Below are 25,357 nucleotides of genomic sequence, written 5' to 3' on the forward strand. Positions count from 1 at the left end.
ATGATTTATAAAAAGAAAAACACATAACAACAATAATTAGCGCAAAGGGCAGGCCTGTCAAAATTGAGGCAGTCTGTAATGCCGTTAACCCTCCACCTATTAATAAAATGGAGGCTATTAAACCTTCCATAGAAGCCCAAAATATTTTTTGTCCTTTAGGGGCATCATGCCTTCCTCCGGAAGTAAGCATATCAACTACAAACGATCCTGAATCCGAGGAGGTCACAAAAAAGCTTCCTACCAGCAGAACGGTAACAATAGACGCAAATGAAGTCAAGGGGTATTGTTCCAGTAAATAATAAATGGCTGTAGCTACATTGTCATTCACTGCTTCTGAAATTGAAGGATTACCCATAAGCTCCTGGTATATAGCGCTTCCGCCAAATACAGACAGCCATAAGAAAGTCAATATTGTGGGGACCAGTAAAACGCCTAAAATAAATTCTTGCAAGGTTCTTCCTTTAGATATACGGGCAATGAAAATGCCTACAAAAGGAGACCATGATATCCACCAGGCCCAGTAGAATACAGTCCATGAGTTTTGCCAGTTCTTTTCCTCTCCGACTCCCTGATAGGAGTTGGTCCAGAAGCTTAATTCAAAAAATTCATAGGCATAGTGTCCCATATTTTGCACAAAGGATTTTAGTAAGAATAGCGTAGGCCCAACGAGTAACAAAAACAGCAAAAGAAATATCGCCAGTCGCATATTCCATTCACTTAGCATCCTGATTCCTTTGTCAATGCCCAGAATGAGGGATAAAGTAGCAAAGAAAGTAATGACGATGATTAAAATAACCTGTACGGTGCTACTAATTTCAAAATCAAATAAGTATGCTAATCCAGCATTCACCTGCTGAACTCCAAATCCTAAGGATGTGGCCAGACCGAATAGAGTAGCGATTACCGAAATAATATCTATAACATCGCCAATCCAACCGTAAATTTTATCTCCGAAGATGGGGTGGAAAACAGAGCGAATAGTCAGTGGCAATTTACGGTTGAAGGTGAAAAATGCCAGTGCAGCACCTACCACTGCATATAAAGCCCAGGCATGAACTCCCCAATGCAGGAAGGTAACCCCCATGGCCGCTTTGGCAGCCTCTACCTTGTTCTCCGGATCCTCCAAAAACGGATTGCTGCCGAAGTGAAAGATAGGCTCTGCAACACTCCAAAATAACAAGCCTATCCCCATACCTGCGCTAAACAGCATGGAAAACCAGCCTGACTTGGTAAACTCCGGCTCCGCATCCTTTCCTCCGATTCGGATATACTTAAACTTCCCAAAACCTAAGAATAGGCTAAAGATCAATAGCCCGTTTACCAACATAATAAAGAACCAGCCCACATTGTTGGCCACTGTGGTTTGAATACTGGAAAAGTACTTTTCCATTGGCTTACCTACAATCAATGTAGTGGCCACTAATATTGCAACAATCAGCAGGGATGTTACAAATACAGTTCCATTGGCCTTAATACCTAAAAATGTTTTTTTATCGCTTCTTATTTTACTCATAATTCTATTTTACTTTTTTAGAAGTAATAACCTATGTTCACATTAAACCTTAAATGCCAGTCATCTGATGTCGCAGACCCTTGTGCCAGGGAATTATTAAAATCGGGGTTGAGCCAGGGCATGTTTTTGCCAGAAGCAAAATCAACATAGGTGTAAACATTTCCTGCCGTGATCAGTGCCCCGGTTACATTCATAATGGTTTCTGCAAAATTTTCCCCGGCTTTATCTACATACCCAAAGTCGTTGTAGATTTGAATATTTGAAACTGGCCCCCATTCCACTGGAATATTATAGCCGACTCCTAAGGTGTAAGTATTAGCTTCAGCAGCTATGAAATAGGGATACCCGTACGCCGTCATGGCTACAATATTATCGGGCTCGTCAGATGGGTTTTTTGTATTAATTTTATACTTGGAGATCTGAGCTTTTAAATCGAATTTACCTGCACTCAGTTCATAATGCATGGCGAGGGCATAATGCTTGCCCATTTTTCTCGTGTCCAAATTTTCTACCCCTCCATATTGAGCAGAAGCACCCAGCTTATGTTTGGTCTTTTCCTGACCAAGTTTGTAATTGATTTTTCCGTTGAGTTGGTTGACTTCTTTATTTCTTAAGTCCGGTGCACCATCCCCGTCCAGATCCTTGGATGCAATGTCATAGGAGTACCTGCTATCCGAGTGGTCGGAGTAACTCCCGAAACTCATTTCTTCGGCGTTCTTGAAAAAAGCTATGGCGTAATCTACTTTTTCGCCTTTGTGAGAATACTTCATGCCCATGTCATGGTCGTCTTCCAGGCCTGCATAGTAATTGATGCTAAAAAACCAATTATGAGAGTTATACTGTGTTATACCAAAGGGTACCTGTGTAAGGCCTATTTGTAGGTTGTCCGTGTCATTAAAATCATAACCGATCCAACCCTGCTTGAGCATCCCGCCACCAAAATCAGCGGCATATAAACGATACTCTGCGTTTAATTTTACACCCTTATATTTGGCTTTTGCATTGATGCGGAATACATCATAACCAAAATCACCTCCTCTGCTCTTTTGCCCATCTTTCCAGGTGGAAAGGTTGTAATTAAAGCGGAGGGCACCTCCGATATCAATCTCTGGTTTGTCTTGTGCGCTTGAATATTGAATAAGTAGAAGATAGGATATACATCCAATAAAAATAGATTTAAAACTCATGAATACTAATAGTGTAACTTGTTATTAAAAAATTCGCAGGCTAATAATCGGCCAGGATAGTTACATGGGGAAAACTATAAAAATGGGGCAGTATTACATTAGAATATTGAATAAGAAAAAGGAATATGCATTCTGTGAAAAATTTTAAAAAAATGAACTCTTATGATATAAATGATTGAATTTTAATTGATTAAAAACATGCAAGTTAAGAATTTTTACTTGGATAAGTAACTGATCAGGTGAGAATCTGTGAAAATGTGGCAAGACTAATTGTAAATCACTTTGTCTCCAGGCTTTCTTTTGTACCTCATCTTCTTTCAAACAATACCCTTTGAGAAAATCTGATAGGCTCAAAAATACTCTGCTTATCCTTACTTGTTTTTATCAAACCTACCCGCACTGACTGTCACTAAGGTTAAGCAGATTAATCCCTGATCCCTTTTAGTTATACTGACAAACATCACCTTATAAAATGACCTGCAAAGGTTAAAACATACTGCTGATATACAGAAATTAGGGCTATGATACGAAGCAGCCCAAAAACAGGTTCTGGTCAGGTACAAGGCGGAATTGCCCATGCCCTTGAACTTCTGCAAAATAAAGTGGAAGAGCTTGCCGGTTTCTATGGAGGTGGTCTGGATTTCAACCAGATGGTTTATCCGCTTTGGTCCGCCAGAGATGTGCTGGGGCATTTGGTGTTTTGGCATGAGAGCTTTGCCAGGAACCTGAAAGATGCCTCAGAAAAACGAAAACCTAACCCACTTAAGGGCTCACTGGCTGAGGTAAACCGGCAAAGTGTTGATTCGAACAGAGGAGTTTCCATAGAAGAATTGATTGAGAGGCTCAGGAAAGCGCAAGAAATTATCAATGAATATATCTTCGATACATCAATAAGCCTGATACCTTATAAACAGGGATCGAGAAGCTATTCCAGGCTTGAACATTTAGAAGTTGTAACAAGCCATATCGGTAAACATCTTAAAGACCTAAACAAAAAGCTATGCCCAGACCAAAAAACAAAAAAGAGCTGACCGAACTGAGTCAGTCTAACTTTAAAAAGCTCAATGAATATGTTGACTCATTTTCTGAAGAAGAAAGGGAAGCAGAATTCCCTAAAGGAACCATGAACCGGAACATCCGGGACGTACTGGCTCATCTGCATCACTGGCATTTAATGATGCTGGAATGGTACCATACAGGAATGCGAGGCGAAATGCCCGATATGCCGGCTAAGGGCTACACATGGAAGACCGTACCGGAATTGAATAGAGAGATTTGGGAAAAATACAGCAATGTTGACTTAGCGGGTGTTAGGAAAATGCTCAAAGCTTCGTTCTCCGAATTACAGGAGGTAATAGAAAAACACACTGACGAAGAGTTGTTTGAAAAGAAACGTTACAAGTGGACTGGCTCTACCTCATTGGGTTCTTACCTGATTTCGGCTACCTCCAGCCATTATGACTGGGCCTTGAAACTGATAAAGAAATGTAAAAAAGTGCAGGCTTTTTAATAACTGGGATGAAGGATCAAGCTGAATTTCTGAAGGTTCTCTGACCGTTTGACTGTGTTAGGACTGGTTAATAGCTATCAGCAAAAGTTGATGAAAAAGAAAATATGGCAATGTGCTATTCAGATTTCTTGTAGGTTTCGATAATAACTAGCACATCATCATTTTCAAATTGATCAAAGTCACAGCAATACTGTGTTTCTGACAAAAGGATTTTTACTTTAAGTGTTTCTTTGGTTAATTCAAGTATTTCGTATTCCCAATAAAATTCGGGCAACCTGTCACCCGGATCAAGAATGAGTTTTCTGTTATTAATGTTCCACTCTCCACCGACGTAGTTGCGATAGTAATGTTTGTTATCATCGACTTGCAGAATGGCAGAGGTACTTACCCAATCATTAATGGCTCCCCCATCGATTCCATTGAAAGTGACATTTTCAAGCTTCCATGTGCCAGTAATCAATTTGGGGTCTAATACACTTTCCTCTTTATCACAGGCCCAGAGCATGACCAGGCCAACTAAGATCAATTTGAAACCTTTCATATTTTATAGTTATAATGCCTAAACAACGATTACCTAATATAAAGATGGTAAATATTATTTAATGCTCCAAATAGTATAAATTAACATTGGTAATTTAATAAAATTATTATCCGTGAACTATTTTGGAAGTTGAGGTGACTGTACTAACCGTTCAATCCATCAACAAAAGCAGTATCAGATCCAGGTGCATCGTCTATCGGTCACAGGAAATAAAGGCCGGGCTAGTAAAGCAACATTGACAGCAACATTTCACACGCCAGAAATATACTGATGCAGGACATGTAGATAAACCCGGCAATGTTAAATTTTATCAGGGTCTTGAACCAATGCTGTTGGTATACTCTCAGAAATGAGAAGTAAGCATAGGTAGATACGATCAGGAAACCGATGAACCCGACCGTAGTCTGCATGCTTTCATTTTCAATTCCATAGATCATGATCAAAAGGCACAATCCATAAGCCAGATAGGCAAAGGAATGTAAGTGAAGCCCATGTATGAGGTGATGAATGTAGAAGCCTTTCTTCTGGCGGATATACAGAAGTTTGAGTGTCAAAGCAAAGATAGGGATAAGGATAAGCATCATCAATGGCAGGTTTTTAAGAATATAGTCCACGATTTGCTCATTACCGGCCCTCATTACCCGTATGGACTGCATGGCAATATGTTCCTCAAAAGGAGAGGGGTTTTTAAGGTTCATCGAGTCCAGTATTTGCTGATCACTGATTTTGCGATTGTCTTTAAGTTTTGTGATTAGCTTCCAGTCTATCTGTACAAATATTGAAGCGTTATCTTCCTTGCTCTTTTTATCAGTAAGAGCGGCCTTTGTGGGTGCTGCGGCCACGGTATCTGTTGAGGTCAACGAGTCGGGAGCATGTACGGCAGCCAACAGGCTGTCAGGCACAAAAATACCAAGCAATACAAGTTGGCTTGGTGTCAATTCCGATTTTAAAGACTCGATGTCTTCCTGGGAAAGGTTGTCGTGAACTACTTTTTGCAGGTCTTTTAAATCTTCGCCCTCAAGTTCATCTTTCATTTTTGTTAAAGTTTCCTTAGGCACGAGCTTCTTGAGTTTCTTCCGGGTTTCGCGATCAAGACCGTCAATGTCGCTGAGGCTATAACTGCTCTCAATAATAGATTGGTTGTCAGCCTGGTCAGTAACTATTTTTTTGCCAACCATGGCAAACACGAAGAAGTAGAACAGACTTATGATCAGATATAGCCTGAGTGGGTGTGCGTAGCTGACCCTTTGGCCTGCGATGTACCTGTTGGTAAGGAAGCCGGGTTTAAAAAAGAAAGGCATAACACTTCTCCCGAATGTGCCGTCCACAGCAAAGTATGTACTGAAAAAATCACCGACAAGGGTGCCGAAAGATACATTGTTGTCATTGTTTTCCTGCCCGCAGTTGGGGCAGTAGTTGTAAACCTGATCAAGTGTATATCCGCAATTGAAGCATTGATTGGTCTTTCTTCTTATTTTCATTACACGATTTATATGGGGCTGCAAATTATTAAAAAATTATAATTGTAACGAGGCAGAACAGGGCAAATCCTCAATTATTTAGTTACCTTCCGGGCTTGAAACACATATATTGGAGGTGCGGTAGAGGACCAATGCAACGTTGAGCATGAAAAAAATCGCTTTTGTATCGCAAATTTTATTATTTTTATATCTTTGATTAACTTGTGTCCGGTTGGTAAACCTATTTTTTAATTTGATCACAGTGAAAAAGTCTCTCATTTTTTCTACAATTTTTCTTCTTGCGGCAGTGGTCACACATGCTCAAAAAAGAAGGGACCAGCAACCCGTAACTTACGAAGAACTGTATGATGAACCATACGCTATAAACACTCTTTTTGTGCAGTTTCAGCCTATTTACGGTGAGTTATGGAAGGCCAACGTCAATGCAGGTTTCGGGTTGGAGGCCACATACTTCCTCCGGGATAAAATGCATTTCAGGGCGCATGCCAGAAAGACCTATTCGAAAAAATTTGATCTCACAAGGGATATTGCGGATAAGAATAGCGAAGTAACCAATGAGGTAGCTATTTTTAACTATTATGAGTTTGGAGGAACCTATCATATCAAAGATTTTGATGAGAGCTCCAAAACCAAAATGTATTTGTATAAGAAGAGCTACAGAGGAGACAAATGGGCGGCACGAGTACCTTTGAGCGCTGAGATACCCTGTAAGGTGAGGAAGATATACGGAGCCCGTCTTGGAGGGGTAGTATTTGATACGGGTATCGATGTAAACAGATTGCTGGATGCCCAGGATAAAACTATGGATATTTTTCAGGACGAGCTTGGAAACCCGATACCTGTGGGGCAGGACCCTAATGGAGAGCCTGAAGACCTGAAGGTTTTTACCAGCATGGATGTGGCAGGCCTTTATCTTGGAGGATCAATGACCTGGATACGTAATGTTGCTGTTGACTTTGATAACAAGTATCAGGAAGGTGTGGATGATCTTATCCTTACGGCTTTCTTCGATATTATCATTGCGCCTTCAGTTGGCCTTGATGATATTCGTGTAGATGGCAGGACATTCTCTGCTGATGTGCTGGATACCAATATGTTTGGGTTCAGGGCCGGATTGGATGGGAAATTTAACAGAACACTGAGCTGGGGCTATGGAGGTGAGGTAGGCATCAGGCCGGGAGTTAAAGGCCAGGGTTTTTATGCCTTGATCAAGATCAGTTTCCCGGTTTACAGTACAAATCTTGACTATTCTGTCGAAGCATTCGGTAAATAACATAAAATATTGAAATTAATGCGAAGGCTGGTACCATGAAGTATCAGCCTTTTTTATTTTTGTGGTATGGAGATACTTATTCAAAATATCAAAGGTCTTGTGCAAGTCAGAAATACCAGCCCGAAATGGGTGGCGGGTAAAAATATGGCAGACTTGCCGGTAATTGAAAATGCCTTCCTGCACCTGAAAAATGGCAAGATTGAAGATTTTGGATATATGGCAGATATGCCTGTTATTGATGCCGATGAGGTGATCAATGCGTCTGGCAGATTTGTATTTCCGTCGTTTGTAGACTCACACACCCATTTGGTGTTTGCAGCCAGTCGTGAGGAGGAGTTTGTTTACAAGATCAAGGGCATGTCGTATGCCGAGATAGCGGCCAAGGGAGGAGGCATCCTCAATTCGGCCAAAAAACTACAGCAAACCACAGAGGACGAGCTTTTTGAGCGAGCTATGGTTAGGGCGCAGGAGATCATCAGGTTCGGTACAGGGGTGGTGGAGATCAAAAGCGGATATGGCCTGACCACCCGGGATGAGATCAAGATGCTGCGTGTGGCTAAAAGGATAGGAGAGAGCAGCCCGCTTAAAGTAAAGACCACGTTCTTAGGGGCACATGCCATACCTAAGGAATACTCAGACCGCAACGACTATATCAAACTGATCAAAGAAGAAATGATCCCGGCCATAGCAGAGGAAGGGTTGGCCGATTACATAGATGCATTTTGTGAAAAGGGCTTCTTTACACCGGAAGAGACAGAAGATATCATGGAACACGGCAAAAAGTTTGGCATGAAGCCGAAGATCCATGCCAACCAATTACATATTTCGGGTGGAGTACAAGTTGGTGTAAAAACAGGAGCGGTTAGTGTAGACCACCTGGAAGCGATGGGCGAGGAGGAGATCAAGGCACTGCAGGGTACCCATGTAATGCCGACATTGTTGCCCGGAGCGGCCTTCTTTCTGGGTACATCCTACCCGCCGGCCAGGGATATGCTCAATGCCGGGCTGCCGCTGGCACTGGCTACAGATTACAACCCGGGAAGTGCACCGTGTGGTAATATGCCGTTGATGCTATCGCTGGCATGTATAAAAATGAAAATGACCCCCGAAGAGGCCATTAATGCTGCTACAATCAACACCGCCTATGCCCTGGAGCTTCAGGGTGAGTATGGTAGCATTACCAAAGGCAAGGTGGCCAACGTGTTTATTACAAACGAGATGCCGTCCTACGCCTTTATGCCGTATGCCTTTGGTTCTAACCTCGTGCATACTACCATTCTCAACGGTGAGATAATCAATAAAGGATTATTTGATGCCGTTTAACTTCTTACTATTTCCGTACTGAAAGTAATGTTGGCCTTGAGTGAAGAGGCTACTGAGCAATACTTTTCAAGGGAAAGCTTTGTTACCTTTTCCAGTTCCTCCTGATTGGCATCCGGAGAGGTGAGGATAAACTTAAGATGTATATCAGTATAATATTTAGGGGCTTCGTCCCTTCTTGTACCTTCAGCCTCGATCACAAAATCAACTAAAGTTTTTCTTCTTTTTTGGATCATCAGGGCTACTTCAACAGCAACACAACCAGAAAGCGCCGACAGCACCAACTCCATGGGTGACTGGTCTGCTTTGCCCTGGTCTTTCATGTCAATTTTTACTTTGAGCCCCTGCGAGTTAGTGGCTTCATATTCATAGTCTGATACGTATCTTGTGGTGGTAACAGTTTTCATTTTTTGTATTGAGATGTTAGTGTTGAGTAATTGAGAATTTTATTCATTTAAGATGGCTAAAATTAAGCTGAAATTCCCGGATGTTAAAGGTTATGATGAAGAACCTACAGTTAGAACCAGTAGTAACTAACAAAACCTTACAGGCTAGCTGAAGTGCTTTTGTATGAGGTTAGTCATGATCTGGCTGGTGAGCGGCTTGGAAATATATTCTTTGACATCAGTATAAGTGTAGGCTTTGGAGATGTCTTCCTGGTATACTGATGAACTAAGCATGCACAGTACCGGTCTTTTTTTGAGCTTAGACTGAAAGCTGGTCTCATATTTTTCAAGGAATTGCCAACCATTCATTACAGGCATATTGATGTCCAGGAAAATAATATCGGGAAAATCTTCAGGTGAAGAGTCTGCAGTCTTTTCCAGGTACTCCAAAGCTTCACGTGCCCTGATAAATGTGGTAATTTTGTCAGCAGTCCGGGTAGTTTCTATTACCCTTTTGTAAATGAAATTGGAAACATCATCATCATCTATAATTAGAATGCTCTTCACTTTTGTCATTATCCTCAATTCTGATCTTTATGTATTCTAAAATAAACGTTAAAAACGGATCCGACGTTGGGTTCACTTTCTGCTTCTATTTTTCCTCCCATAGATTCAATCTGGGATTTGATGATGTAAAGCCCCAGCCCCTTACCTTCTATATCCTCATGAAACCTTTGGTACATTCCAAATAGCCTGTCTTTATAAAGTGCAAGGTCTATCCCTTTTCCATTATCCTTAACCGACATGCAAATGTATTCACCTTTGGTGTAAGTTTTAACATCTATTTGTAAAGGTTTTTCACTTTTATATTTAATGGCGTTGGATATCAGGTTTTGAACGATACTTTCAAGAAGTGGTTTTTTGAACATAATATACTTTTCCCTGATATCAAACCTTAACTCTGCTCCTGAATGTGAGATCTGCGAGGAGAGACTGGTTGTAACAATGTCGAAAATATCCTTGAAATAGATCTTTTCATCGGGTTCGTTGCGGGTTTCCTTAACTGCCACAAGCTGAATAATATCGTTAAGTGTAGACTTTAACTGGTCTACAGAGGTCTCAATTTTTTCCAGAACCTCGGCATTTCCGGGATTGCTGAGGTCTTGCTTGTCGATGAATTGTAGCAATGTATCAATATTGACTACCGGGGCGCGTAGGTTGTGTGAGGTGATATAGGCAAACTGCCTTAATTCATGGTTTGATGCGGTTAGTTCCTCGGTAAGGCTAATAAGCGCATTTTCAGCCTGCTTACGCTCTGAAATATCAAAGATCATCAACAGTATGCAGTTCTTGTGATCAATGCTGATCATCTCAGCAGATAGGATTACATCCCTTACCCTGTTGTCGCGGGTACTCAGGCGCCCATCGAAGCCATAGACCTTGCCCTCTTTATACAGCTCCTTTACAAAGGCTGCACGATCACCCGCATCGGCCCAAAAACCCAGATCGATGGCGGAGGAGCCTACTACTTCCTCTCTGGGCATATTGACCAGTTGCAGGAATTTATCATTCACTTCCAACAGATCGCCGGTTTCGATGTGCGATATTGTGATCGGTATCGGGCTGATGTGAAAAGCTTTATAAAACCTTTTTTCAGACTCTCTGGCCTCAAGTTCACTTTTTTTGGTTTTGGTGATATCACGAATAACGGCCATTACCTGCTTGGCCTTATATTTTACTATCCGGGCTTCGAAGTACATCTCCTCACCATCAATATTGAGCGAGTACTCTACGGTCTGAATAATATTTTCATCATGTGCGGCTTTAAACTTGGTAATAAACTCGGTTGCAATTTCGGGAGCAAACAATTCTTTGACGTTTTTGCCAATAAGTTCTTCGGGGGCAAGTAAAAGTATAGACCTGTCGGGTACCTGGCAGTGCAGATAAGTGCCATCAACATTTAGAATGAAAATAATATCAGGTAAAGCACTTAACAGTGCCCTGTTGCGGTTTTCGCTTTCCTTCAGGTCTAACTCCGCTTTCTTTTTGTCAGTTATATCCTGTATGGAGCCGACAACTTTTACCGGGTTGCCATCTACATCGGTAATGAGTTCTGCCCTGTAGGTAACGTATCTTATTTCATTATCTTTTCTGATAATGCGTGCATCGAGTTGGTAAGGTTTCTTCTTTTTCAGTACATAGTCAAATGCCTCTTTGGCTTTTTTCCTGTCTTCCGGGTGCAGCACTTCTATGCAGTACTCAAAAGAGGGTGTAATCTTTCCGGGTTCCAGTCCGCATATTCTGTAATACTCGTCGGACCATAGCAACTCACCGGTCTCTGCATGGTACTCCCAACTGCCCAGGCTGGCCACCCGCTGGGCTTCTAAAAGGTTGGCTTCACTTTTTCTAAGCCGGTCTTCTATCGCTTTCTGTTTCGAAACATCCAGTATTATCCCTTCCAGTGACAGCATTTTGCCGTTTTTATCAAATACACCTTGCCCACGTTCGAATAAAAATTTGATGTCACCGCCTTTAGTAAATATCCTGTAGTGTATCTCAAATATCTCCTGGTTTTCCAGAGCTTCCCTGATTTTTCTCCAAACGTAATCCACGTCATCAGGATGGGTAATTTTCTTAAAGGAGATGGGGTCATCTCCTGTTAAAAATTCTTCAGGTGTATAACCGGTAAGTTCAATGGCACCATTGCTTACAAAATTCATGGTCCAGTCCGGGTCGTTATTACAGCCATAGACCATTCCAGGCAGATTTTCCAGCAGGGTACTGAGCTTGGCCTGGCTTTCCTTGATCAGTTCTTCACTTTCCTTCCGCTCGGTAATGAATTCTGTAAAAATGATGATCCCTTTGATTGTACCGTCAAAATCCCTCCAGGGAGAATTCTGCCAGCGGATCCATTCCCTTTTGCCATCAGCCTTAATAAAAAAATCATCTTCCTTAAAGATGGTAGCTCCTTCAAGGCACTTTTTATGCAGGTGCTTCCAGTCTTCCCGTACATCTTCAAAAATTTCGTAGTGGTTCAATCCTACGATCTTCTCAATGTCCATCTCCTCATCTTTAACCCACCAGTCTTCCAGGTATTTTGCACTACAGGCTACATAGTTCATGTCTTTGTCAAGCATGGCCAGGGAAAGAGGGGTGCTTTTAATCAGCTCTTTAAGGTTCTCCTCAGATGATTTTAGAGATTTGAGGTATTTCTTTTGCTCGGTTATATCCCTGATTACGGATAAAATAACCCTTTGGTCCTTCCACTCAAAGGGTATGGTTACCAACTCTGCAGTAATGTGGGAGCCATCTGTACAAATGAATACCTGTTCCAGCTTTGGAGCGGCACTACCGGACTCCAAAGTGGTTTGTATCCGCTTCTCCATGGCTGGATGGTCTTCTTTTTTAATGAATTTCCGGATTGACTGGCCGAGGAGATCCTGCCAGTAAGGGGCTTTTAAAAGTTCAGCGGTCGATGGATTGGCGTAGAGAATGGTACCTTCGGAAGTATGTATAAGCAGCGCGTTAGGGGAATGCTCCAGAAGCTTAGCAGTAAACTCCTCATTTTGGTAGAGTGCCTGACTTATTGGCCGCTTGTTATTTTCAGTAAACTCATAACAGATACCGGCTATGCCTGCAATTTTTTCGTGTGAATCTAAAATACAATCCCCTGAAAAGGATAAGCTTTTAGTAGTTCCTGAAGATGTTTTTATTCTTGCTTCTAATGAAAACCCGGAGTTTCCTTTCAATGTGTCATCTATGCTTTTACGGAAGTTGCTACGGTCATCTGCATTCAGAAGATCTATCAGGTCCTGCAGGTTTTGAAGGCGGGAGTGAGGAGCCTCCAGTAAGTCTCTGCATGTTGATGATAACATGAGCAGGTCCTCGCCCGCATACCAGCTCCACAAGCCCAAATTTCCACTCTCTTTTACTGCAGGCATCGGAGAATAGGATTTTTCAAGATGTTCATAATACTCTTTCTTGGCAGGCATCTTTAGAAATATAGAAAAAAACGTACAAAAATACCATAACCAAAGAGTATTCTTATCGCAGTTTCCGTAACATTTAGTTGAACCGCGATGTTAAGTAATTAATGGAGCAATTAGTTGAAATACCTGTCTTTCCTTTATCAATTCTTCCACTTCCTAATGAACTGATCCCGCTGCACATATTTGAATTTCGCTACCGGCAACTTTTAAAGGATGTAGAAGAGAAGGATGTGAAATTTGGGATCTACTACACCCATGGGCTAAACACGGATCGAGTAGGAGCATTAATGAGACTTGAGGGCATATTAAAACGTTACGATACCGGGGAATCTGATATTGTAACCAAGTGCGTCGACACCTTTTTGCTGACCAGGTACTACAATCAATGGTTGCCAAACCCATATCCGGGGGGCAAGGTGTATATGTTAAACGCCAATGAGCATCTGCAAGTCAGTAATAGCTTTTCAGAAGAATTCAAAGATTTTATGACCCTTAAAAACATAACGGATGTTGGGTCATTTGATATCCATGATATTGCCAACGAGCTGAACCTGGATATAGGCGACCGGCTCAAATACCTGAAATTGCTTACCAGGGAAAAGCGGGAAAGTTTTCTCAGGGAACGCCTGAAATATCAAAGGTTTATTCTGGAGCAGGAGAGGCTGCATAAAAATAACTTCTTTCTTAACTGACCCTTCGGCTGGAGCTAAAATAAAGGGATTGAAAAATTGGTGGAGTAAAACGGATCAGGAAATTAAGCTTGCAATATAAAGCTTACCAAATGATTCTTTCCTATCCATAAAAAAGACCTTCCGGTCGATCCGAAAGGCCTTACTTATTGCTTTACATTACGTTACATATTCCTTCTGTATTGTCCGCCCACTTCAAACAAGGCATCAGTAATCTGCCCCAACGAACAAACTTTACAGGCTTCCATGAGGGATTCAAAGATGTTGTCATTTTGAATAGCGCTTTGCTGCACCTTTTTCAACTCTTCGCTTGCCTTCTGCTCATAATGTTTGTGCAACCTGCCCAGCATTTCTATCTGGTATTCCTTCTCCTCTTTTGTAGCCCTGATTACTTCCTGAGGGATCACTGTAGGTGAACCTTTGGAGCTGAGGAAGGTATTGACTCCGATGATCGGGTACTCGCCAGAATGTTTGAGAGTTTCGTAATGCAGGCTTTCCTCCTGTATTTTGCTACGCTGGTACATGGTTTCCATGGCACCAAGTACACCACCTCTTTCTGTTATTCTGTCAAACTCTGTCAATACAGCCTCTTCCACAAGATCGGTCAACTCTTCGATAATAAACGATCCCTGGAGTGGGTTTTCATTTTTGGCCAGCCCGAGTTCTTTATTGATGATCAACTGGATAGCCATGGCACGACGTACAGAATCTTCCGTAGGAGTAGTGATGGCCTCATCATAAGCATTGGTATGCAGTGAGTTACAGTTGTCATAGATGGCGTAAAGTGCCTGTAACGTAGTACGGATATCGTTGAAATCTATCTCCTGAGCGTGCAATGATCGTCCTGATGTCTGGATGTGGTACTTCAACATTTGTGATCTGGCATCAGCGCCATACTTTTCCCTCATGGCCTTTGCCCAGATCCTTCTGGCTACCCGGCCGATGACCGCGTATTCAGGGTCGATACCGTTGGAGAAGAAGAATGAAAGGTTAGGCGCAAACTTGTTGATATCCATGCCACGGCTCAGATAATACTCCACGTAGGTAAAACCATTCGCGAGTGTAAACGCCAATTGTGTGATCGGGTTGGCCCCGGCTTCAGCTATGTGGTATCCTGAGATAGATACTGAGTAGAAGTTCCTGACATTTCTATTGATAAAATACTCCTGAACGTCCCCCATCAACCTCAGGGCGAATTCGGTTGAGAATATACAGGTGTTCTGTGCCTGGTCTTCTTTCAGGATATCAGCCTGTACAGTGCCTCTTACAGCACTAAGCGTTTCCTTCTTGATCTTTTCATAGACATCTTTTGGCAGCACCTGGTCTCCGGTAACACCGAGCAGCATTAGTCCCAGGCCATCGTTGCCATCGGGCAGCTTGCCCTGGTAAGCCGGGCGCTGGTCCTTTTTGTAAATCTCATTGATCCTCTGCTCAACCTCTTTTTCCAGGCCATTTTCCTTGATGTAAATCTCACACTGCTGGTCAATGGCGGCATTCATGAAGAAACCCAATAGCATAGGAGCAGGACCGTTGATGGTCATGGAGACCGAAGTTTTAGGATCGGCCAGGTTAAAGCCTGAGTAAAGCTTTTTGGCATCATCGAGGCAGCAAATGGAAACTCCTGAGTTACCAATCTTTCCGTAAATATCGGGGCGGTGGTCAGGGTCATTACCATACAGCGTTACCGAGTCGAAAGCCGTGGACAGCCTCTTTGCCGGCATGTCAAGGCTCACATAGTGGAACCTTCGGTTAGTTCTTTCTGGCCCGCCTTCTCCGGCAAACATACGGGTAGGGTCTTCTCCCTCACGTTTGAACGGATAGATACCTGCGGTGTAAGGAAACTCCCCGGGGAAATTTTCCTGAAGGCTCCATTTGAGCAGGTCGCCCCAGGCCTCATATCGTGGTACGGCCACTTTCGGAATTTGGCTATGCGAGAGCGATTCGGTGTGTGTTTTGATGGAAATATCTTTTCCACGAACACTGAATGTATAAACGGGTTCTTTGTATTTACTAATTTTCTCTGACCACTCGTCCAGCACCTTTTTATTACGAGGGTCAAAATCCAAAGCTACTTTTTCATAAGACTCTTCCAGTCCTTTGATCAGCCTGTCTTTATCTTCTATATCCGATTCTTTGAGCGTATCTATGGACTTTCTGATGCTGTAGAGTTTCTGGGCTACCTCGCCCTGGTCTTTTACCCACTTATCGTAGTTTCTGTTGTTTTCGGCAATCTCAGAAAGGTAACGTGTCCTTTTGGGAGGTATAACAAAGATCTTCTCCGACATCTCGTTGCTGATCTCAAACGTAGAATTTAGCTCTGCGCCGGTCTCTTTTACGATCACATCCATGATCTCTTTATAGAGCCTGTTCATGCCAGGATCGTTGAACTGCGAAGCGATAGTGCCGAATACAGGTATGTCTTCGTCTTTGGTTTCCCAAAGGCCGTGGTTTCGCTTATATTGCTTTTTAACATCCCTCAGGGCATCAAGTGCGCCTCGCTTATCAAATTTATTGATGGCAATGACATCGGCGAAGTCAAGCATATCAATTTTTTCTAACTGGGTAGCTGCTCCGTATTCGGGGGTCATTACGTAAAGGCTCACATCGGAGTGGTCAGTGATCTCGGTGTCTGACTGGCCGATACCTGATGTTTCCAGTATGATCAGGTCATATTCCGCAGCCTTTAGTACCTGGATGGCCTCTGCCACGTGCTTGGATAGGGCAAGGTTAGACTGCCTTGTAGCCAACGAACGCATATAAACACGGTTGTTTTTGATAGCGTTCATCCGGATCCTGTCACCCAAAAGGGCACCACCGGTTTTTCTTTTAGAGGGGTCTACAGAAACTATGGCTATGGTTTTGTCCTCAAAATCGATAAGGAAACGACGTACTAGTTCATCAACCAGTGAAGATTTACCAGCTCCACCGGTGCCTGTAATACCCAGTACCGGGATCTTTACGGCTTCTGCTTTTTTATGCACCTCCGTAAATTCCGGAGCAGATTCCTCAGGGTAATTCTCCGCAGCAGAGATCAGGCGTGCAATGGCTTTGGGATCTTTTTCAGGGAGGTGTTTGACTTCACCGTTCAGATTATTTCCAGTTGGGAAATCGCATTTCTCCACCATATCGTTAATCATTCCCTGTAGTCCCATAGACCTGCCATCGTCGGGGGAGTAGATGCGGGTAATGCCGTACTGGTGCAACTCCTCAATTTCTTCTGGCAGGATAACACCGCCTCCGCCACCGAAGATCTTGATGTGGCTGGCCCCTTTCTCCTTTAGCAGGTCATACATGTATTTGAAATACTCTGTATGGCCTCCCTGGTAAGACGTCATGGCTATGGCCTGGGCATCTTCCTGGATAGCAGTGTTCACTACCTCTTCAACACTTCTGTCGTGACCGAGATGTATTACCTCGCATCCGGTAGCCTGAATGATCCTTCGCATGATGTTGATAGCGGCATCATGGCCATCAAAGAGGCTGGCTGCAGTAACAATTCGTACTTTGTTTTTGGGTTTGTAAGGGGCTGTTTGCTTCATTATATTTTAGGGTGTTCCTATTCAAAATTGTGTCGCAAAATTATCGAATAATTCGTGATTTTGCTAACAATCATTAGTTAGGATGTATGCCCCCTTACTGCTCTAATAGTGATTTTAGTTCCTGGATGGCCTTTTCATTGTTATAGGTGTGGATATTTTCTATCAGGCTCTGTTTTTCCCTTCGGGTCAGTCGCCAGCTCAGGGAAGCCCTTCTTACATTTTCCATGCGCAGGCTGTCCGCCGTAGACAGGTTTTCCTTTGCATATTCACGGGGGATATATTCAATGTCAATACGCTCAATGTTGCCGGGAAACCATTCGCGGGCATACTCCATTTTGCTGTCATTGGTGATGTCCTGCAGGCTTTCGAAGTTCTGATAAATGCTGCTTATAGGCATGGAAAACCTTTCAAACAACGATAAGTGGCTTTCTTTGCTTATGGAGCCATTCTTTTCGGAGTCACGGATGGAAACGAATACCACTCCGCTGGTATTTTCATGGATCCAGTCTTTAAAGGCAAAGAGGAACTTGATGGCATCCGACACACCAAAATTATCAGTGATCCCGGCATCCATAATTTCGATAGGAGGATCGCTGGGCAAGGTGATATTGGGAGTTATGTACGGGAAAGTAGCACTCATCCGCAGACCGGACAGGAACCTGAGATTTTCACTGCCCTGATTCTCAAAAAGTCTGAGGAACTCCACTCCGCTCAGCTTTTCGCCTCCATAAGTTGAGTCGGAGCGGTCCATCATGTAGGAAATATGCTGAGGGGAAATGTATAGTTTACGACCATCATTGATTACAGTAGGTGCCATGATCATCATGGGTATTTCGCTCTTTTTTTCAGGCTCACGATATGCGATCAAAGGTTTGTCGAGTACAAACTCTGTGTTTTTATTGAGCTGGTTTTCAAAGGCGTACCCCCGGTCTTTGTCATATTCCAAACCATTGTACTCAAAGTTTGAAAAACCTACGAAAGCATCGTTCATCAGGAGACTGAAAATAATGGCATTGAGATTATCACTGGCAATTCTATCCTGATATTCCCGGGCATGCCGGTCAACACTTTTGTCGCTCAAACCTCTCAGGTAAAGCTCCCGGTAGTAGCTGGCACCAATCAAACCTCCTGAGGCTCCCGTAATGAGCATTGTATTTTTCATCAACTGCCCGTTGGTGAGGCTATCGGTATATTGCAAAACATTAAGCGTCCACAAGGCTGCCCGCTGTCCGCCACCACTCACACAAAGGAAAACCATTTTAGGTTTCTTATCCTGCGGGAATTTATTACGCCAGGTGTTGAGTATTTGGAGGGTTTCTGTTTTGTCCTTTTCCCGGTTTTCAATACTGTTGAGTGCCTCTATCTGGTCAATGTTGTAAGGTGCAGGCTCGGTAGCATAATCAAGGCCAAAGGCTTTGTACGTTTTGTTAAAATAACCCTCTTTAACGAGGCCGTTAATAATAATGATAATGACTAAAGCAAAGGTAGATGACCAACTGCCAAACCAGTAGGAAAATGCACCTACGAACATCACAAAGATGGTGAGCAGCAGGGTAAAACTTGCGGCTGCCGGTAGCTGAAAAGCTTCATAATCTTTGAAAATACCCATAATAAGAAGGAGCAGGAAGATGAACAGCTCTATAATGACCAGGTTGAAATGGTTTTGGTCAAATACCTGCAGTATGGTATTGCGGTCGTAAAAGCCTTTGTCATCCTCAGCTTTCTGAAAAGCAAAATTGAGGTTGAGGAAGTGGTCTACACGGCTCTGCTTTTTCTTGGCTATGTTTAGCTTTTTCATAGCACTGGCCCGTGTTACTTTTATGTTCTGCTTCAATTTTTCATCTACCTTGCAGACTACGTATTTGAAGATGTCTTTATTGGTAAACCAGAAATAGGTAAAGAGCAGGATGGTCATTCCTACATAGCCAAGCAGTAGCCCCAGCAGGTTGCGGAGCAGCATGTCGTCTTCCACAAACTCATTGGAAACCTGGTATTGTATGATGAAGGTCACATAGCAGAAAAGAAATGCGAAAGGGATAATGCTGTTGTTGAGGCTGAAAATAGTGAATGGCTTGGATTGTATGCCTATAAAGGAAAACCTGTGACCGTCGTTGATATAAGTGGTGATATGAAAAGCAATGCTAAAGCCTGCTATTACAATGCCCATAATGAAGAAGCTGAAGAAGTTCACCTTGTTCATGTAAACGGGGTCGAGGAATAAATAAGGGATGCCAAGATAATTGCCAAAACCACCTGAAATAATAGCGAAGAGGATCACCCAGCAGATCAGCAGGACGTGATTTCTCTTAAAATGATTCAACAACAACCTAACCGGAAAAGAATAGTAGACTGCCTCTGCTATCCTGCGCAACTTCTTGATCATTTACTTAAGTTAATACTTTTTTTGCTGCCTGCATAGAGTTCGTATTCCAAAAGTCTACAATCTATTTTGCCGTTGTAAAATTCTATTCTGCGCCGGGTTCTCAGCCCGATTTTTTTGGCCAGGTTCATATTTCCTGTAAAGATATAGCCGGTATAGCCTTGTGCCTTGTTTTTGAAAAAATCACCAATCTCCTGGTATATTCCGGCCAGTTTTTCTTCTTCCCCCAGTCGCTGGCCGTATTCAGGGTTAATGAATATAACGCCCGCTTTAGGTTCCGGGATTGGGATGTCCCTGAAATCACCGGTGTGGAATTCGATCAAATGCTCGACACCGGCCTCACGGGCATTGCGCTGGGCGGCAGTTACAGCTTCGGGGTTGAGGTCTGAGGCTATGATCTTAAAATCAACGTCATTTTTGATTTTGCTTTCCGCTTCTCTTTTTAGCTTTTCCCACACTTCGGGCTTGTAAAGCTTTACATGCATAAAGCCGAAGTTATCGCGCATCAGGCCTGGTGCCCGACGGGTTGCCATCATCGCGGCTTCAATGGCCAGCGTGCCACTGCCGCACATAGGATTTAAGAAGTGGCTCTTGTAATCCCATTGAGAGGCCATTATTGTGGCTGATGCTAATGATTCCATCATGGGTGCTTTCATGGGTATTTTGCGGTAGCTATGCTTGGCTATGGTTTCTCCTGAGGTGTCAATGTAAATACTGGCATTTTCGTCTGTCCAGTGCAGGAACAACACGGTTTGTGAAAGGTCTTTGCCCGAATCAGGCCTTTTACCAAATTTATCGACAAAGCGGTCTACAATAGCATCTTTAGCGCGCAGGCTGGCAAACCTGACATCCTGAATAAAGCGGTTGCTGACAAAGCTTTTGATACTGATGTAACCGTCAGCATCGAAGTATTCTTCCCAGGGGATGTTCCTGAGGCGCTTGTACAGTTGGTCAGGATGGTCGGCCCTGAACGATTTTACGTGGAACAACACCCGATTGGCCGTTCTTAAGTGCAGGTTCAACTTTAATGTATCTTCAAAGGTGCCCGAAAGCTCCACACTCTGGTGGTCGGTTTTAGTGGTGCTGTAACCGAGCTGTTGTACTTCCATTTCCAGATGTGGTGCCACACGCGGTGAGCAGGTAATTACAATTTTTGAAGTATTCATAAAGTTTGGAGTTCCTTGAAGGTGCTCTTGATGAACATTCTGCAAAGATGATTGTATTTATTAGTATCAAATAAGTTGTAAAACTAATAAATACCGCCATGAAAAAGTTTACCGCTATACAATTATTACTAGGATGCGCTTTGCTTCTGGTATTTTACTCCTGTGCTCCCAAATACGGAGCTCATTTTACAAAAACGGATAATTTTTATAAACCCGATAAACAACTGGCAAATACTGAAAAAGCTGATCCTGGAAACTATGATAATAATGAAGAGAAGGAGGCTGTTTCCCGTATAAGCGCCAAAACAGATTATACGGAACCAGAAGCACCTCAAATGGATCAATATATCGTTAGCAGTGAAAAAGCTATTCCGGTGGCCCCAAGCCCATCGATAACCAAACTTGTAGAGAAGCACAAAGAAAAGATTGATGATATCAAGGCGTCAGAACTTGAGTCAAAGGAAATGAAAAAGGAGCTTAAAAGGGCCAAGAAGAAAGCCAAAAAGGAGATAAAGAAAGAAATAAAAAAAGAGATCAGGGAGATCAGAGACCACAATGCCAGCGACCAGTACGTGCTCATGATGATACTGGCTGTGATCATTCCTCCGCTGGCAGTGGGCCTTACCTATGGGGTAATTGACAAATTCTGGATCAGCCTGCTGCTGACAATACTGTTCTTCATCCCCGGCATGATCTACTCTTTAATAGTTGTCCATAACCACTTTAGATAGTTTTTGATGTTTCAGAACAAAGTAGAGCCGATCAGAAATGGTCGGTTTTTTTATTTAACCGAACTGCAATCATAGTAGGCCACCACACAATGCGTACTGACCAAGATTAGCAACTACTGAATCAAGGAATACGTGCTTCAGTCATCCGATGAGGCTACCTGGATTTAAACTAAAAGGGAGGGGCTGCGCTGTGCCAAACTGAGACACTCATCGGATGACCATTAAAACCTTCTTAAGGTTCTTTAAATTTTCCTACCTTTACCCCGGTCATTTGGCCAAAGCCCCATCCATTACGTACACCATCACAATTAAAAATATGATTACCTGCTACCTGAAGTATGTTATTGATCCTTACAAGCTCAAGGAATTTGAGCATTATGCTAAAACATGGATTCCGCTGGTCAATAAATTTGGAGGTGTTCACCATGGGTATTTTTTACCTGATGAAGGTCCAAACAACATAGCTATCGCTTTATTTAGCTTTGACTCCCTGGCTGATTATGAAAAATACAGAACGGATAGCAAGAGCGATAAGGACTGCCTGGAAGCCTTTCAGTACGCGAACGATACCCGGTGCATTATCAGTTATGAACGGTCGTTTATGAGACCGGTTTTTAATTAAAACCTATAAACCTTTACATAGGGATGAACAAGAAAATTGGACTCAAGGAAGCCATGTCTATTGGTATTGGCGGAATGGTAGGTGGAGGCATTTTCGCTGTTTTAGGGTTAGCTGTTTCGCTGGCTAAAGGCGGAACCCCGGTTGCATTTCTTTTTGCCGGGCTTTTGGCATTAATAACTTCATACAGTTACGTCAAGCTTTCCATTGCTTATCCTGACAGAGGAGGAACTGTTCGGTTCATCAATCAGGGCTTTGGTGAAACAGTCTTTAGTGGCGGGATTAACAACTTGCTTTGGGTTAGCTATATCATCATGTTGTCGTTATATGCTTCTGCCTTTGGCTCTTATGCACCAAACCTGTTGAAGATAAGTGGTGGAAAAACAGACTTTCATGTGTATGCATCAGGTATAATTATATTGGCTTCGGCCGTTAACTATTACAGCATAAAGGTAGTTGGGGCTATTGAATCCTATGCAGTGATCATAAAGCTGATAATTCTGCTGTCGTTTGTGGGAATAGGTATTTACGGATTAGTAGGTAACCCAAACCTGGAACAGCTAGCCCCTGGCGATTGGGAGTCACCTGTTATGCTGCTGACTGGCGGGATGGTGATCTTTGTGGCTTACGAAGGTTTTGAGCTTATCGCCAATGCGGCCCCTGATATTGAAAACCCAGAGAAAAATCTACCTAAAGCCTATTACTATTCAATAGTTTTTGTGATCCTGCTATACTTCATCATTGCTGTGGTCACTGTTGGTTCACTGCCCTTCAAGGAAATTGCCACAGCTCAGGACTACGTGCTTGCCGAGGCAGCCAGGCCTATGTTAGGGAAAATTGGCTTCTCGATCATTACAGTAGCGGCATTGATATCCACTTTTTCTGCAATCAATGCCTCGTTGTACGGTGGTAGCCGGGTGAGCTTTGAAATAGCAGAGGATGATGAGCTTCCTCATCAACTAACCTATAAGTTATGGAACCAGCCTGTCGGGTTGTTAATTACCGCGATTGCTACCTTAGTATTGACCAATTCCCTCAATCTGGAAAGTATCTCTACTGCCGGCAGTGTCGGCTTTTTGCTGATCTTTGCAGTTGTGAACCTGGCCGGATTCAGGTTGTCAGATAAAATCATGGGAAACAAGGTAGTTCCTGCTGTAGGTTTTGTGCTCTGTGCTGTAGCGTTGTTTGTATTGGTACAGCAGCAATTTGTTTCCAATAAACTAAGTGTTATTATCTCCGTTTCTATCGTTGTTGGGTGCTTTGCAATGGAATGGATTTATAAAAGGGTGGAAAAAGCCAGAGTAAAAAAGCCTTCCGGTAAGCAATACCAGTAATTGAAAATTACAATTTACACATGAAGAAAATCCCGGTCAGGACGATCAATGAACCCAGGTTTTCAGAGGGCCTGGTCATCAGGAGTGTTGAAGAGTTACTTTCCGGGGGAGACATGGTACAGGAGCTGCACCGGCACAATTTCTTTTTTGTTTTGGTTCTTCAAAAGGGCAAAGGAGAGCATAGCATTGATTTTGTCCCGTACCCTGTCCATGACTGTACAGTCTTTATTATGCGGCCGGGGCAAGTACATCAGCTCACACTCAGGAGAGGTTCTACAGGCTATTTAATGCAGTTTAATGCTGATTTTTATTCTCCTGTTGCGAAGCCTGCGGATCAGGTCCTCAGAAAAGTAAGTGGTAAAAATCATTATAGGTTTGGTCCTGACGGGTTTGATAAACTGATGGCTAGCCTGTCGTGTGTTTTTATGGAGCATGAAGAAAAGCAGGAGAGATACAAGCAGGTCATAAAAGCAAACCTGGAAATTTTCTTCATCCAATTGCTGAGGCAAGGTCACAGTACAGAAAGCAGTACAGAAAGCAGTACAAAAGCAGGCAGTTCATATGCACAGCAACGCCTTGACGACCTGATGGTATTGTTGGAAACTCATATTACAACGTGCAAGGAGGTGGGCAAATATGCTGATATGATGCACCTTACGCCTTACCAACTCAATGCAATAACCAAAGAGACACTGGGAAAAACCTGTTCACAACTCATTAATGAACAGATAGTACTTGAAGCCAAAAGAAATTTACTGGCTACAACTAACAGGGTCAACGAGATAGCCCTTGAGCTTGGGTATTCAGACACCTCTTACTTTATCCGGTTTTTCAAAAAACATGCAGGTTCCTCACCTGAGGCATATCGTCAGAATTTTAAATAAGTCCTGCCCAACTTCATTTTTGTCCTACATACCCGCCATTCTTGCTTTTTAGTTTTGTATAAACCTCAATTCTCGAGGGCACTTCGAGGAAAGATATTTTACACTAGATTTTATTTATCACATAAAGTAAGAAAAATGGAAAACTCATGGCAGAAGTATTGGGACGAAAGGTTTAGAAATAAAGCGTATGCTTATGGTAAGCAACCTAACAGCTATTTGAAAGAACAGTTGAAAAAGCTGGCAGCAGGGAAAATACTTTTTGCGGCGGAAGGTGAAGGGCGGAATGCCGTGTATGCTGCAAGGCTCGGCTGGAAAGTTTCTGCCTTCGATATAAGTATAGAAGGTAAAAACAAAGCTCTGCAACTAGCAAATGAACATGATGTAACACTCGACTACCAGGTCGGTCAGTTGCCAGAGCTGGGCTATGAAGATGGGCAGTTTGATGCTATTGCACTTATTTATGCCCATTTTCCTGCCAATATCAAATCGGACTACCATAAGTTACTCGATAAATACCTGGCTAGGGGAGGTACTATAATTTTTGAGGCTTTCAGCAAGAACCACCTGGAATACAGGATGAAAAATGAAAGGGCCGGAGGGCCAAGGGATATAGAGTCACTGTTTTCTGTTGAGGAGCTAAGGTCTGATTTTGTCAATTATGAAATTCTGGAACTGGAAGAAAGGGAAGTGACTTTGAACGAAGGGCTATTTCATAACGGGAAAAGTTCGGTGATCCGATTTGTAGGGAGGAAGAAATAATATCAAACTTTAAGAAACGGTTAAAACTGAGGGGATACGTAAGGTATCTGCCATTT

Annotated in this window: 20 protein-coding genes; 10 read left to right on the forward strand and 10 right to left on the reverse strand. The window is 42.8% G+C overall.

What is annotated here, in order from left to right; all coding sequences use genetic code 11:
• Both E1163_RS17785 and E1163_RS17790 read right to left on the reverse strand, forming a co-directional pair.
• A partial coding sequence (locus E1163_RS17785) for a BCCT family transporter (RefSeq protein WP_155173807.1) occupies window positions 1-1,513 on the reverse strand: 1,513 nt, incomplete at its 3' end.
• Between the two features lie 17 nt (window positions 1,514-1,530).
• Entirely contained in the window at window positions 1,531-2,700 is a 1,170-nt protein-coding gene (locus E1163_RS17790) for a hypothetical protein (RefSeq protein ID WP_155173808.1), read from the reverse strand.
• A gap of 521 nt (window positions 2,701-3,221) precedes the next feature.
• On the opposite strand from E1163_RS17790, the gene E1163_RS17795 reads away from it, so the two are divergent.
• The gene (locus E1163_RS17795) at window positions 3,222-3,731 is read left to right on the forward strand and encodes a DinB family protein (RefSeq protein WP_155173809.1); all 510 of its coding nucleotides are present in this window, start codon (window positions 3,222-3,224) and stop codon (window positions 3,729-3,731) included.
• On the forward strand, window positions 3,701-4,210 hold the full coding sequence (locus E1163_RS17800) for a ClbS/DfsB family four-helix bundle protein (RefSeq protein WP_155173810.1): 510 nt from the start codon (window positions 3,701-3,703) through the stop codon (window positions 4,208-4,210). The genes E1163_RS17795 and E1163_RS17800 overlap by 31 nt, the downstream gene beginning before the upstream one ends.
• A 115-nt stretch (window positions 4,211-4,325) precedes the next feature.
• On the opposite strand, the gene E1163_RS17805 is transcribed toward E1163_RS17800, so the two are convergent.
• Window positions 4,326-4,751 (reverse strand): lipocalin-like domain-containing protein, encoded by a 426-nt coding sequence (locus tag E1163_RS17805; RefSeq protein WP_155173811.1) that lies wholly within the window; start codon window positions 4,749-4,751, stop codon window positions 4,326-4,328.
• 221 nt (window positions 4,752-4,972) lie between these two features.
• Window positions 4,973-6,232 (reverse strand): DUF3667 domain-containing protein, encoded by a 1,260-nt coding sequence (locus E1163_RS17810; RefSeq protein WP_155173812.1) that lies wholly within the window; start codon window positions 6,230-6,232, stop codon window positions 4,973-4,975.
• 241 nt (window positions 6,233-6,473) lie between these two features.
• Between E1163_RS17810 and E1163_RS17815 the strand changes: the two genes are divergently transcribed.
• Together E1163_RS17815 and hutI are read left to right on the forward strand one after the other, a co-directional pair.
• Complete coding sequence (locus E1163_RS17815; protein WP_343033874.1) at window positions 6,474-7,505, forward strand: hypothetical protein; 1,032 nt, start codon at window positions 6,474-6,476, stop codon at window positions 7,503-7,505.
• A 66-nt stretch (window positions 7,506-7,571) separates the two neighbouring features.
• Window positions 7,572-8,828, forward strand: coding sequence for an imidazolonepropionase (hutI, locus tag E1163_RS17820; RefSeq protein ID WP_155173814.1), 1,257 nt, complete (start codon window positions 7,572-7,574; stop codon window positions 8,826-8,828).
• On the opposite strand, the gene E1163_RS17825 is transcribed toward hutI, so the two are convergent.
• The 3 genes from E1163_RS17825 to E1163_RS17835 all read right to left on the reverse strand — a co-directional run bounded on the left by E1163_RS17825 (window position 8,825) and on the right by E1163_RS17835 (window position 13,203).
• A complete protein-coding gene (locus E1163_RS17825) occupies window positions 8,825-9,232 on the reverse strand; it encodes an OsmC family protein (protein ID WP_155173815.1) in 408 nt (135 codons plus the stop codon). The genes hutI and E1163_RS17825 overlap by 4 nt on opposite strands.
• A 144-nt stretch (window positions 9,233-9,376) precedes the next feature.
• A complete protein-coding gene (locus E1163_RS17830) occupies window positions 9,377-9,787 on the reverse strand; it encodes a response regulator (protein ID WP_155173816.1) in 411 nt (136 codons plus the stop codon).
• Between the two features lie 5 nt (window positions 9,788-9,792).
• A complete protein-coding gene (locus tag E1163_RS17835) occupies window positions 9,793-13,203 on the reverse strand; it encodes a PAS domain S-box protein (RefSeq protein WP_155173817.1) in 3,411 nt (1,136 codons plus the stop codon).
• Between the two features lie 101 nt (window positions 13,204-13,304).
• On the opposite strand from E1163_RS17835, the gene E1163_RS17840 reads away from it, so the two are divergent.
• Window positions 13,305-13,892, forward strand: coding sequence for an LON peptidase substrate-binding domain-containing protein (locus E1163_RS17840; protein ID WP_155173818.1), 588 nt, complete (start codon window positions 13,305-13,307; stop codon window positions 13,890-13,892).
• Window positions 13,893-14,053: 161 nt separating this feature from the next.
• Here E1163_RS17840 and E1163_RS17845 read toward each other — a convergent pair whose 3' ends face one another.
• From E1163_RS17845 to E1163_RS17855, 3 genes are all read right to left on the reverse strand, one after another.
• Window positions 14,054-17,428, reverse strand: coding sequence for a methylmalonyl-CoA mutase family protein (locus E1163_RS17845; RefSeq protein ID WP_155173819.1), 3,375 nt, complete (start codon window positions 17,426-17,428; stop codon window positions 14,054-14,056).
• Window positions 17,429-17,522: 94 nt separating this feature from the next.
• Entirely contained in the window at window positions 17,523-19,811 is a 2,289-nt protein-coding gene (locus tag E1163_RS17850) for a patatin-like phospholipase family protein (protein ID WP_246223755.1), read from the reverse strand.
• Window positions 19,808-20,974: a THUMP domain-containing class I SAM-dependent RNA methyltransferase gene (locus E1163_RS17855; RefSeq protein WP_155173820.1), complete on the reverse strand. Its 1,167-nt coding sequence runs from the start codon at window positions 20,972-20,974 to the stop codon at window positions 19,808-19,810. The genes E1163_RS17850 and E1163_RS17855 overlap by 4 nt, the downstream gene beginning before the upstream one ends.
• A 98-nt stretch (window positions 20,975-21,072) precedes the next feature.
• On the opposite strand from E1163_RS17855, the gene E1163_RS31285 reads away from it, so the two are divergent.
• From E1163_RS31285 to E1163_RS17880, 5 genes are all read left to right on the forward strand, one after another.
• A complete protein-coding gene (locus E1163_RS31285) occupies window positions 21,073-21,705 on the forward strand; it encodes a YqaE/Pmp3 family membrane protein (RefSeq protein ID WP_246223757.1) in 633 nt (210 codons plus the stop codon).
• Between the two features lie 214 nt (window positions 21,706-21,919).
• The gene (locus E1163_RS17865) at window positions 21,920-22,327 is read left to right on the forward strand and encodes an NIPSNAP family protein (RefSeq protein ID WP_221418028.1); all 408 of its coding nucleotides are present in this window, start codon (window positions 21,920-21,922) and stop codon (window positions 22,325-22,327) included.
• Between the two features lie 23 nt (window positions 22,328-22,350).
• Window positions 22,351-23,658 (forward strand): APC family permease, encoded by a 1,308-nt coding sequence (locus tag E1163_RS17870; protein WP_155173821.1) that lies wholly within the window; start codon window positions 22,351-22,353, stop codon window positions 23,656-23,658.
• A 20-nt stretch (window positions 23,659-23,678) separates the two neighbouring features.
• Complete coding sequence (locus E1163_RS17875; protein WP_155173822.1) at window positions 23,679-24,542, forward strand: AraC family transcriptional regulator; 864 nt, start codon at window positions 23,679-23,681, stop codon at window positions 24,540-24,542.
• A gap of 135 nt (window positions 24,543-24,677) precedes the next feature.
• Window positions 24,678-25,301 (forward strand): class I SAM-dependent methyltransferase, encoded by a 624-nt coding sequence (locus E1163_RS17880; RefSeq protein ID WP_155173823.1) that lies wholly within the window; start codon window positions 24,678-24,680, stop codon window positions 25,299-25,301.
• The last annotated feature ends 56 nt before the right edge of the window (window positions 25,302-25,357 follow it).

Source organism: Fulvivirga kasyanovii (assembly GCF_009711405.1).
In the GTDB taxonomy this organism is placed as follows: Bacteria; Bacteroidota; Bacteroidia; order Cytophagales; family Cyclobacteriaceae; genus Fulvivirga; species Fulvivirga kasyanovii.

Coding starts and splice junctions, on each gene's coding strand:
- E1163_RS17800 (WP_155173810.1), top strand. CDS start 3,701: ATGCCCAGACCAAAAAACAAAAAAGAGCTGACCGAACTGAGTCAGTCT.
- E1163_RS17845 (WP_155173819.1), bottom strand. CDS start 17,428: ATGAAGCAAACAGCCCCTTACAAACCCAAAAACAAAGTACGAATTGTT.
- E1163_RS17840 (WP_155173818.1), top strand. CDS start 13,305: ATGGAGCAATTAGTTGAAATACCTGTCTTTCCTTTATCAATTCTTCCA.
- E1163_RS17880 (WP_155173823.1), top strand. CDS start 24,678: ATGGAAAACTCATGGCAGAAGTATTGGGACGAAAGGTTTAGAAATAAA.
- E1163_RS17865 (WP_221418028.1), top strand. CDS start 21,920: ATGACCATTAAAACCTTCTTAAGGTTCTTTAAATTTTCCTACCTTTAC.
- E1163_RS17825 (WP_155173815.1), bottom strand. CDS start 9,232: ATGAAAACTGTTACCACCACAAGATACGTATCAGACTATGAATATGAA.
- E1163_RS17875 (WP_155173822.1), top strand. CDS start 23,679: ATGAAGAAAATCCCGGTCAGGACGATCAATGAACCCAGGTTTTCAGAG.
- E1163_RS31285 (WP_246223757.1), top strand. CDS start 21,073: ATGAAAAAGTTTACCGCTATACAATTATTACTAGGATGCGCTTTGCTT.
- E1163_RS17805 (WP_155173811.1), bottom strand. CDS start 4,751: ATGAAAGGTTTCAAATTGATCTTAGTTGGCCTGGTCATGCTCTGGGCC.
- E1163_RS17810 (WP_155173812.1), bottom strand. CDS start 6,232: ATGAAAATAAGAAGAAAGACCAATCAATGCTTCAATTGCGGATATACA.
- hutI (WP_155173814.1), top strand. CDS start 7,572: ATGGAGATACTTATTCAAAATATCAAAGGTCTTGTGCAAGTCAGAAAT.
- E1163_RS17850 (WP_246223755.1), bottom strand. CDS start 19,811: ATGATCAAGAAGTTGCGCAGGATAGCAGAGGCAGTCTACTATTCTTTT.
- E1163_RS17855 (WP_155173820.1), bottom strand. CDS start 20,974: ATGAATACTTCAAAAATTGTAATTACCTGCTCACCGCGTGTGGCACCA.
- E1163_RS17870 (WP_155173821.1), top strand. CDS start 22,351: ATGAACAAGAAAATTGGACTCAAGGAAGCCATGTCTATTGGTATTGGC.
- E1163_RS17795 (WP_155173809.1), top strand. CDS start 3,222: ATGATACGAAGCAGCCCAAAAACAGGTTCTGGTCAGGTACAAGGCGGA.
- E1163_RS17830 (WP_155173816.1), bottom strand. CDS start 9,787: ATGACAAAAGTGAAGAGCATTCTAATTATAGATGATGATGATGTTTCC.
- E1163_RS17790 (WP_155173808.1), bottom strand. CDS start 2,700: ATGAGTTTTAAATCTATTTTTATTGGATGTATATCCTATCTTCTACTT.
- E1163_RS17835 (WP_155173817.1), bottom strand. CDS start 13,203: ATGCCTGCCAAGAAAGAGTATTATGAACATCTTGAAAAATCCTATTCT.